General features: G+C 73.8%; 8 protein-coding genes. 7 read left to right on the forward strand and 1 reads right to left on the reverse strand.

The annotated features are described in order from the left end of the window. The 6 genes from AC1MIR_RS24360 to AC1MIR_RS24385 form a co-directional block, all read left to right on the forward strand. The coding region (locus AC1MIR_RS24360) for an acetate--CoA ligase family protein (RefSeq protein WP_480030766.1) at positions 1-597 on the forward strand (597 nt) is incomplete at its 5' end. Positions 598-602: 5 nt separating this feature from the next. Further along, entirely contained in the window at positions 603-1,535 is a 933-nt protein-coding gene (locus AC1MIR_RS24365) for an SMP-30/gluconolactonase/LRE family protein (protein WP_480030767.1), read from the forward strand. Continuing rightward, positions 1,532-3,535 carry an acetate--CoA ligase family protein gene (locus AC1MIR_RS24370; RefSeq protein WP_480030768.1) on the forward strand — a complete coding sequence of 668 codons (2,004 nt, stop codon included), beginning with the start codon at positions 1,532-1,534 and terminating at the stop codon, positions 3,533-3,535. The genes AC1MIR_RS24365 and AC1MIR_RS24370 overlap by 4 nt, the downstream gene beginning before the upstream one ends. A gap of 21 nt (positions 3,536-3,556) precedes the next feature. Next, positions 3,557-4,396, forward strand: a complete 840-nt coding sequence (locus AC1MIR_RS24375) for an enoyl-CoA hydratase/isomerase family protein (RefSeq protein WP_480030769.1) — start codon at positions 3,557-3,559, stop codon at positions 4,394-4,396. A gap of 9 nt (positions 4,397-4,405) precedes the next feature. Continuing rightward, positions 4,406-5,134 (forward strand): metallophosphoesterase family protein, encoded by a 729-nt coding sequence (locus AC1MIR_RS24380; RefSeq protein WP_480030770.1) that lies wholly within the window; start codon positions 4,406-4,408, stop codon positions 5,132-5,134. Then, the gene (locus AC1MIR_RS24385; RefSeq protein WP_480030771.1) at positions 5,131-6,090 is read left to right on the forward strand and encodes a tripartite tricarboxylate transporter substrate binding protein; all 960 of its coding nucleotides are present in this window, start codon (positions 5,131-5,133) and stop codon (positions 6,088-6,090) included. Before AC1MIR_RS24380 ends, AC1MIR_RS24385 begins: the two co-directional genes overlap by 4 nt. 262 nt (positions 6,091-6,352) lie before the next feature. Here AC1MIR_RS24385 and AC1MIR_RS24390 read toward each other — a convergent pair whose 3' ends face one another. Next, entirely contained in the window at positions 6,353-7,585 is a 1,233-nt protein-coding gene (locus tag AC1MIR_RS24390; RefSeq protein WP_480030772.1) for an aminotransferase class V-fold PLP-dependent enzyme, read from the reverse strand. Positions 7,586-7,785: 200 nt separating this feature from the next. Here AC1MIR_RS24390 and AC1MIR_RS24395 point away from each other — a divergent pair, with 200 nt between their 5' ends. After that, on the forward strand, positions 7,786-8,892 hold the full coding sequence (locus AC1MIR_RS24395) for an ABC transporter substrate-binding protein (protein ID WP_480030773.1): 1,107 nt from the start codon (positions 7,786-7,788) through the stop codon (positions 8,890-8,892). Positions 8,893-8,970 lie beyond the last annotated feature (78 nt).

Here is an 8,970-nt window from a genome sequence, read left to right on the forward strand (position 1 = left end):
GGGCGGCGCGCGGCGGCCCCGCCGCCGGCGAGGCGGCGTGCCCGCGCCCCGCCCGGCGGCGCCCCGCGCGCGGCCGCCGCCGCCGCGGCGGCGACGCTCGGCAAGCTCGTGGCACGTGGCCGCCTGGCTCCGCCCGTGCGGCGTTCCGGCCCGGCCGCGGCGCCATGGGCGGCGGAGGACCTGCCGGCCAGGCTGGCGGAGGCGGGCTTCGCCCGATGCGTCGGGGCGGAGGGCGACGGCCGTGTGCTGCCGCTTGCGCTGTCCGGCTGGCGTGATCCCGAATTCGGCGCGCTGATCGCTGTGGGCGCGGGCGGCGTCGCGGGGCGCGTGCAGGAGGAGCAGGCGGTCGCAGCCGCGCCGTTCGACGCCGACGGCGCCCTGATGCTGCTCGGGCGCAGCCGGGCCGTGGCGCAGGTGGCGCGGATGGCGCCCGATCTCGACCGGGGCGCGCTGGCGCAGGCGCTGTCCGGCCTGTCGAAGCTTGTCGCCGGCGCACCCTGGCCGCGCTTCCGGCTGCGGCTCGATCCCGTGCTCGCGGGCGCCGGCCCGCCACGCGTCGGGGATGCGCGGCTGTCCCTCGCACCGGAGGAGTGCTGACGCCCATGTTCGCCCCACCGCCCGTCATCCAGGCCGAGGTCTTCTCCCGCTTGCCCGATGCGCTGCGGATCGAGGACCGCCACACGGCATGGAGCCGCGCGCGCGGCGGAAGGCCTTTGCATTCCTTCCTGGAAGGGCCCGCCTTCGACAAGGCGGGCAACTTCTACTGCACCGATCTCAATCACGGCCGCATCTTCCGCGTCTCGCCTTCCGGCGCGTGGGAGACCTTCGCCGATTACGGCGGCGGACCGAACGGGCTGAAGATCCACACCGACGGGCGGCTGTTCGTGGTCTGCCGGAAGGAGGGCGTGATCGCCTTCGATCCCGCGACCGGTCTGCGGAGCACCGTGGCGGAGGGCTTCGAAGGCCGGCCCTTCGTCGGCCTGAACGACCTCTGCTTCGCGGACAACGGCGACCTCTACTTCACCGATCCCGGTCACAGTTCGCAGCGCCGACCGGATGGGCGCGTCTATCGCATGACGCCGGATGGCACGATCACCCTGGTCTGCGACGGGCTGCCCTATCCGAACGGGCTGGTGCTCTCGCCCGGGCAGGAGACGCTGTTCGTCGCGCTCACGCGGCCGCTCTCCGTGATCCGCATCTCGCTGCAGCCCGATGCGCAGGGAGAGCGGCATTACCACTGGGGCACCTTCCTGCAGTTGTCCGGCGGCCTGGCCGGACCCGATGGGCTTGCGGTGGACGAGGAAGGCGGCCTCGCCGTGGCGCATTCGGGCCTCGCGACCGTGTGGCTGTTCGACCGGCTCGGCCAGCCCGCGGCCCGCATCCTGTCGCCGGCGGGCATCCGCACGACGAACATCGCCTATGGCGGCGCCGACCTGCGCGACCTGTACATCACCGAGTCCGAGCGGGGCTGCATCCTGCGCGCGCGCGTGCCGGTCGCAGGCCGCCCCATGTACTCGCATCGCGCATCGGCATGAGTGCCGCGCGCAACCCGCTGCTCGCGCCGGAGAGCATCGTCGTCATCGGCGCGTCGGACACGCCGGGCAATCTCGGCGCGCGGGTGATCGACTACCAGCGCAAATACGGCTACCGCGGCCGCATCCATGTGGTGAATCCGCGGCGCGACACCGTGGCCGGCCTGCCCTGCCACGCCTCGCCGGCCGCGCTGCCGGAGGTGCCGGACCTCGCCATCCTCGCCGTATCGGCCGCCGCGGCGGAGGAGGCGGTGAAGAGCTGCATCGAGGCCGGCATCCGCCACGGCATCCTGTGGGCCGCGGGCTTCGCCGAGGTGGGGGGCGACGGCGTCGCGCGCCAGGCCTCGCTCGCCGCGCTCTGCGATGCGCATGGCTTCTCCCTTTGCGGGCCGAACACGCTCGGCATCATCGATACGCATGCGCCGCTTGCCGCGACCTTCGCCACACCGCTGCTGAAGGTGGACCGGCTGGTGCCGGGCAGCATCGCGATCGTCAGCCAGAGCGGCGGCACGGCCATCCATCTGCTCGGCCAGGCCCAGCAGGCCGGCTTCGGCCTGCGCTGCATGATCAGCTCGGGCAACGAAGCGGTGCTGCGCTTCCCGGACTACCTGCGCATGCTGGCGGAGGACGACGCGACGCGGGTCGTCGCCGCCTATTTGGAAGGCGTGCAGGACGGGGCCGATTTCCTCGACGCCCTGGCACGGCTGCGCGATGCGGGCAAGCCGCTGGTGATCCTGAAGGCGGGCGCGGCGGAGGCCAGCGCGCGGGCCGCGCAGGCGCATACCGGTGCGCTGACGGGCGCCTTCCGCGTCTGGCGCGCGGTGCTGGAGGAGCACGGCGCGATCCTGGTGCGCAGCGGGCGGGAATTGCTGGACGTCTCGCTGCTGCTGGCGGCGGGCGTCCCGCCCGGCGGGCGGCGCGTGGCCGTGGTCTCGGCCGCGCCCGAGACCGCCGCGGCTGCGGCCGGGCTTCTGCAAGGCGAGGGCCTGGAGCTTGCCGGCGGTGCGCCCCGCGTGCTGGACGGCCCGCCCTCCGCCGCGACGCTGCACAAGGCTGCCGCATCGGCCGATGCGCTGCTCTTCGAGGATGCGCTCGGCCTCGGCGAGCCGGCGGAGACGCAGGCCGCCCTGGAGAAGCTCGCGGAGCTGCACGCCGCGGGCGCGGTGCGGGCCGTGGCGGCGCTGGAGGTCGCGCCGGAGACGCGCGTGGCGCTCGCGCGCGATGGTCTCTGCATCATCCCCACACCCGCCCGGGCCGTGGAAGCGCTGGCGCGCGTGCTGCGTGCGCCGCGGGGGGACGCTGTCGCGCGCCCGCCGCCGTTCGGCTTCGACTGGGCGGCGGCGCTGCCGGAGGCGCGGGCGGGCCTGGTCGTCTCCGAGCATGACTGCCACCGACTGCTCGCAGCCGGCGGGCTGCCCGTCGCGCGGGGGCGCATCGCCCATTCGCCCGAGGACGCCGCCGCCGCCTTCGCCGCCATCGGCGGCACGGTGGCGATGAAGGGGATCTCGCCGGCGGTGACGCATCGTGCCGCGGCCGGTCTGCTGCGCCTCGGCATCGCCGGCGCGGTGGAGGCCGCTGCGGCCTGGCGCGCGCTGGCCGAACGCGCGACGGCACTCGGCGTGCCCTTCGAGGGCGCCTATGTGCAACGCATGGAGCAGGGCGGCATCGAGGTGATCGTCGCCGCCTTCCGCGATCCGATGTTCGGCGTGATGGTGACCTGCGGCGCAGGCGGCACCGCGACCGAATTGCTGGACGACGTCGCGATCGCCCGCGCACCGCTGGACGAGGAGGCCGCGCGGGCGCTGATCGCGCGGCTCCGCCTGGTGCGGGCGCTGGGCGATGACGCGCCGGATGCGGCCCCGCTCGCGCGCTTCATCGCGCATTTCTCCCGCCTCGCCGCCGCCATCCCATGGTCCGCCTTCGAGTTGGAAGTGAACCCCGTGAAGTGGCGGGCCGAGGACGCCATCGCCGTGGATGGCCTGCTGCTGCTCACCGCCGTCTGAGTTCCGTCAGGAGATCGCCCGATGCCTCCGCAATACGAGACGCAATACGACCACGCTACGATGGCGCCGAAGGACCTGAAATACGTCCTCTACGAGAAGAAGGGCCGCGTCGCCTACGTGACCATCAACAGGCCCGAGGTGCGCAACGCGCTGCATACCTACGCCTATCAGGAGCTGCGCGCCTGCTGGCGCGACGTCGGCCTTGACCCGGAGATCTACTGCGCAATCGTCACCGGCACCGGGGAAGCCTTCTCCGCCGGGCGCGACGTGAAGTTCCTCGCCGCCCACCAGGCGGAAGGCAAGCGCACGCCGCATGAGGACCCGACGAACCCGAACTACCACTGGGGCGGCGGGGGCCTGCCGAGCGCGGTCAATCTCGACAAGCCCGTCATCTCCGCCATCAACGGCCTTGCGGTGGGCGTGGGGCTCAGCCTGGCGCTCGCCGGGCAGCTGCGCGTGATGGCGGAGGAAGCCTGGATCAGCGACACGCACACGCTGGTGGGCCGGCTGGGCTCGCCGCAGAACCTCTATTTCGGCATCCCCCGCGCCGTGGCCGCCTACATGACGCTGGCGAACGGGCGGCTGAGCGCGCAGGAATGCCTGCAATACGGCATCGTGAACCGCGTCGTGCCGCGCGCCCGGCTGATGGAAGCCGCGGAGGAGATCGCCGCCATGGTCTGCCGCGGGGCGCCGCTGCCGACGCAGGCGGCGGTGCGCATCTATCGCCTCGCCTCCGCCTTCCCCGACGCGCTGGTGGACTATCAGCGGGCGCTGGACCGGCAGACCGCGGAGAGCGAGGACGGTGCCGAGGGCCCGCGCGCCTTCCGCGAGAAGCGCAAGCCGAACTGGAAGGGCAGGTAGCAGACCGCCATGCGCGCGGTCCGGCTCGTCCACAGCTCCGACCTGCATGTGGAGGATGCCGGGCCGCACGCGCCGCCGAGGCAGGCCGCCGCGGGGATCGCGGGGCTGGCGGCGGTGCTGGACACGGCGCGCGCGGTGCGGGCGGACCTGGTGCTGCTCGCCGGCGACACCTTCGACCATGCGCGGGTCGGCGATGCGATGCTCTCCCGGGCGACGGCGCTGATCGCCGCCGCGTCGCTGCCCGTCGTGCTGCTGCCGGGGAACCACGACGCGGCGCTGCCGGACTGCCTGTACCGCCGCGCCGGCCTGCTCGGGCTGCCGCAGGTGACGGTGCTCGGCGTGCATGCCGGGACGGCGCTGTTCGACGACCTGGATCTCGAGATCTGGGGCCGGGCGCATCAGGGCGCGGATGCGCTGGACCCGCTCGGCCCGCCGCCGCCACGTCGCACTCGCTGGCAGGTGGCCATGGCGCATGGGCATTATGTGCCGGCGGAGGAGTGGCGCTGGCAGTCGCACCGTGCCTGGCGCATCGCCGACGAGGCGCTGCGCGCGGCGCGGGCGGACTATGTCGCACTCGGCCACTGGGACCGCGCCGCGCGCGTCGGGCCACCGGAGGTCGAGGCGCATTACAGCGGGTCGCCCGACCTGGCCGGCACCGTGCAACTCGTCACGCTCGCGCCGGAGGGCGTCGCCGTGCGACGCGAACGCCTGCGCATCAATGAGGGAGGATGTCCATGACCACGCGCCGTGTGCTGCTTGCCGCGCCCCTGCTTGCCGTGCCGCGCCTCGCCGCAGCGCAGAGCTGGCCGGCGGGCCGCGCCATCACGATCATCGTGCCCTACGCCCCCGGCGGCGGCGTGGACACGGCCGCGCGGATGATCGCGGCCGGCCTGGAGCGCGAGCTCTCGACCGGCGTGCAGGTGCTGAACCGGCCGGGCGCCGGATCGCAGATCGGCATCACGGAGTTCCTGCGCAGCCGGCCGGATGGCCTGACGCTCGCCTTCGCCGTGCTGCCGACGCTGATCACCCACTACCTCGATCCGTCGCGCCGCGCGCCCTACACGCGGGCGGATTTCCGCACCGTGGCGCTGCACCACATCTCGCCGGTTTCCTTCGCGGTGCGCAGCGCCAGCCCCTGGCGCAGTATCGGCGACCTGGTCGAGGCGGCGCGCGCGCGGCCGGAGACGATCAGCGTCAGCGACAGCGGGCTGATGGCCACCCCGCATCTCGGCGTGCTGATGCTGCAGATGGCGGCCGGCGTGCGCTTCAATTCCATCCACTTCAACGGCGGCGCGCCATCGGTCACGGCGCTGCTCGGGGGGCATGTGGACGTGCTCGCCGGCGGCGGCAGCGACGTGCTGGGGCCGATGACGGAAGGGCAATTCCGCGTCCTCGGCACCACGGGCGAGCAGCGCGATCCGCTGCTGCCGGGCGTGCCGACGCTGCGCGAGCAGGGGCTGGACGTGATCGTCGCCTCGGCGGGCGGCCTCCTCGCGCCGGCCGGCACGCCGGATGAGGCGGTGACGCGCCTTGCGGAGGCGATCCGCACCGTGATGGCCGCGCCGGCCTACGACCAGGCGATGCGCCGCTTCGGCCTGGTGCCGGACTGGAAGGGCCCGGCGGACTACGCTGCCTATTGGGAGCGCGACGAGGCGCGCATGCGCCCCATCATGGCGGCCCTGGCGCGCGGCTGAGCCCGCGCGCGCCGGGGGCGCAGAGACCGCGATCGATCGCCGCGAGCCCCCCGTGCGCCGCCGTGCGCCGCCATGCGCGGCGGTGGTCGTCGACCCGCCGCTTCACCAGCGGCGCAGGCGGCCTCGATCGCCGAGCGGGATCGCGTCCCGCACCCGGGGCAGCGCACGCCAGGACAGCCCCGCGACAGCGGCGACGCGGCCCATCCCGGAGCGGGGGTTCCGGCTGCTCGCCTCCGGCAACACCCCCTGCCCCGCACCGTGTTCAGCCGCGCCAGCCATCGCGCCAGGACCTGATGTGCGAAAGCGCTTCCTCCGCGACCTCGGGCAGGACGTGGAGGTGGGTGGAGAGGCGCAGGATGCCGCGCCGCACCGAATGCGCCACGCCGCGTTCGCGCAGATGCGACGACAGCGCCTGCACCCAGGCGGTGTCGGTGCGGTCGTGCCCGGCGCCGAGCGATTCACCCACCGAGACGACATGCGCGCGACGCGCCGGCGGCAGCGGCAGGACCGGGATGCCCAGCGCCTCGATCCCCGCGCGCAGCGTCGCGGCGGCGCCCGCTGCGCGACGCTCCACCGCGGCCGGGCCGATCGTGTTCAGCAGGTCGAGCGAGGCCTCCAGCGCGGCGAGCGCGACGAAGTTGTGGTTGCCGACCTCGAAGCGCCCGGCGCCGGGCCGCAGCTGCCAGCCGGCCTCGGGGCCCGCCGCCTCGTGCCCCGCCGGCACCTCCACCGAGAAGCGCGCGAGGAAGGGCGGCTCCAGGCGTTCCGCCCACTCGCGCCGCACATGCAGCAGCCCGAGCCCGTAGAGCCCGAGCAGGCCCTTCTGCGCCGCCGTCGCCCAGCCATCCACGCCGAGCGCGGGCAGGTCCTCGTCCATCACGCCGGCGGATTGCGCCGCGTCGGTCAGCAGGAAGGCGCCCGCCTCGCGGCAGGCGGCGCCGAGGCGTGCGAGATCCGTCCGCCTGCCGGAGGCGAAGTCGAGCGCGGTGACCGCGACGAGCCGCGTGCGCCGATCGAGTGCGGCGAGGATCGCCTCCTCGAGGCCGGCGGCATCGGCGGCGGCGATCTGCACGACCTCGGCGCCAGCCTGCCGCGCATGCCAGAGCCAGGGAAAGACGTTGTTCGGATGCTCGACCGAGGGCGCCACCACGATCCGCTCGCCGGGCCTGGGACGGAGTGCGGCGCCGACCAGGTTCAGCCCCTCGGAGGCGTTCTTGGTGAAGGCGATGTCCGCCGGCGCGACGCGCAGCAGCCTTGCGGCCTTTCCGCGCACGCGCTCTGCCAGCGCGAGCCAGTCGTCCTTCCGGACGGTGCCCTCGGCCTGCTGCAGCAGCAGCGCCTCCGCCGCGCGGCGCGCCGCAAGAGGCAGCGGGCCGCGTGCCGAGACGTCGAGATACGGGTTGCGCAGGTCGGGAAACGCCGCGCGGATCAGCCGGTCCGCGGCGCCCGGATCGATCTGGTCCGGCAGCGTGCTGCCCGCCGCATCTGGTGGCATCGCAGGGCCTCCTTCCGATCCGCAAGTTGCGCAGACTTGCCGCCCGCCTGTCCAGCCCGGGCCGAGGTTGTGCATTGGCACGCCGCCCCCTTTGCGCTTTGCTTGCGGCATTGACTGCCGTCGCCGGCAGGCGCGTGGAGGACAGCGGCGGCATCCGAGGCGGACAGGGACGAGCACGACACAACCGAGGGAGACGACCGATGAGCCGTGATTCGAGGCAGGCCCGGCGCGACGCGATGACCGCGCTGTACCGCGAGGCCGCGGAGCGTGCCGACGCCTTCGATCCAGCATCCGACTGGGAGCCGCGGAGCGGCGCCGGGGCGAGGCGACGGAGCTTCCTCGCGCTCGCCCTGGCCTGCGGTGCGGCGAGCCTCGGCGGTGCGGCGCGCGCGCAGGGCCGTGTTCCCTTCCGCATGGACGAGATCAACGCGGTTCACTACCTCGCGACCCATTTCGTGGAGGCGAACCTGCCCGCGGATGCGGGCGTGGACTGGCGGCTGGTGCGCGTCGGCTCGGTCGGCCATGCGCGGGTCTCCGCCTTCACGCGCGGCGATCTCGATGCCTTCGCCACCGGCTGGAACTACCTGGCCACGATCGAGTTGCGCGACCTGAAGGGCCAGGCGGTGTGCGGCGTCGGCGGCGGCGGCACGCGGCTGCTCGCGCGGCGCGGCACCAACATCCGCACGCTGGCCGACCTGAAGGGCAAGCGCGTCGGCGTGAACCAGCTCAACAGCCAGGACATCATGCTGATCTACGCGCTGCGCGGCATCGGCATCGATGCGATGAAGGAGGTCACGCGCGTGCCCATCGCGAACCCGGCCGGCATCATCGCCGCGATGGCGCGGGGCGACATCGACGCCACGGCCACCTTCGAGCCCTCGGCCTCGGTCATCATGGCGCAGCAGGGGGCGACGATGATCAGCAACCTGGCCGCCGAGAGCTTCGGCACGTCGCATGGCGGGCTCTACATCCGCGACGCCTTCGTGGCGCAGCAACCGAGGGAGACGGAGGCGATCGTGCGCGCCACGGTGAAGGCGATCGACTTCGTGAACGGCAACAAGGAGGCCTACATCCGCAAGACGATGGAAGTGACCGGCCAGTCGCGGGAGATCGCGACGCTGGCGGTGGAGAACGTCTCACCCTCCTGGATGATGCCGATGAACACCATCAAGGCGATCTGCAAGGCGGTGTACGAGCTGGGGCTGGAGGACCGCGACGTCTCCCCGGTGATCGCAGCGCGGGTGAACTACAGCTTCCTCGAGAAGGCCACCGGCAAGCCGAAGGCGGAGCTCGGTTATGCCGCCTGAGGCGGGCGCGCCGCCGGGGCCCCCCCTAGGCCCCCCCGCCCCGCCCCGGCCGGCGGGCGGGGGTGGGGCCGCGGGGGG

Source organism: Falsiroseomonas sp. RANM36, from assembly GCF_056682175.1.

Bases quoted from the DNA above. Each gene is read 5' to 3' on its own strand.
- AC1MIR_RS24390 (WP_480030772.1), bottom strand. From the start codon at position 7,585: ATGCCACCAGATGCGGCGGGCAGCACGCTGCCGGACCAGATCGATCCG.
- AC1MIR_RS24375 (WP_480030769.1), top strand. From the start codon at position 3,557: ATGCCTCCGCAATACGAGACGCAATACGACCACGCTACGATGGCGCCG.
- AC1MIR_RS24365 (WP_480030767.1), top strand. From the start codon at position 603: ATGTTCGCCCCACCGCCCGTCATCCAGGCCGAGGTCTTCTCCCGCTTG.
- AC1MIR_RS24380 (WP_480030770.1), top strand. From the start codon at position 4,406: ATGCGCGCGGTCCGGCTCGTCCACAGCTCCGACCTGCATGTGGAGGAT.
- AC1MIR_RS24370 (WP_480030768.1), top strand. From the start codon at position 1,532: ATGAGTGCCGCGCGCAACCCGCTGCTCGCGCCGGAGAGCATCGTCGTC.
- AC1MIR_RS24385 (WP_480030771.1), top strand. From the start codon at position 5,131: ATGACCACGCGCCGTGTGCTGCTTGCCGCGCCCCTGCTTGCCGTGCCG.
- AC1MIR_RS24395 (WP_480030773.1), top strand. From the start codon at position 7,786: ATGAGCCGTGATTCGAGGCAGGCCCGGCGCGACGCGATGACCGCGCTG.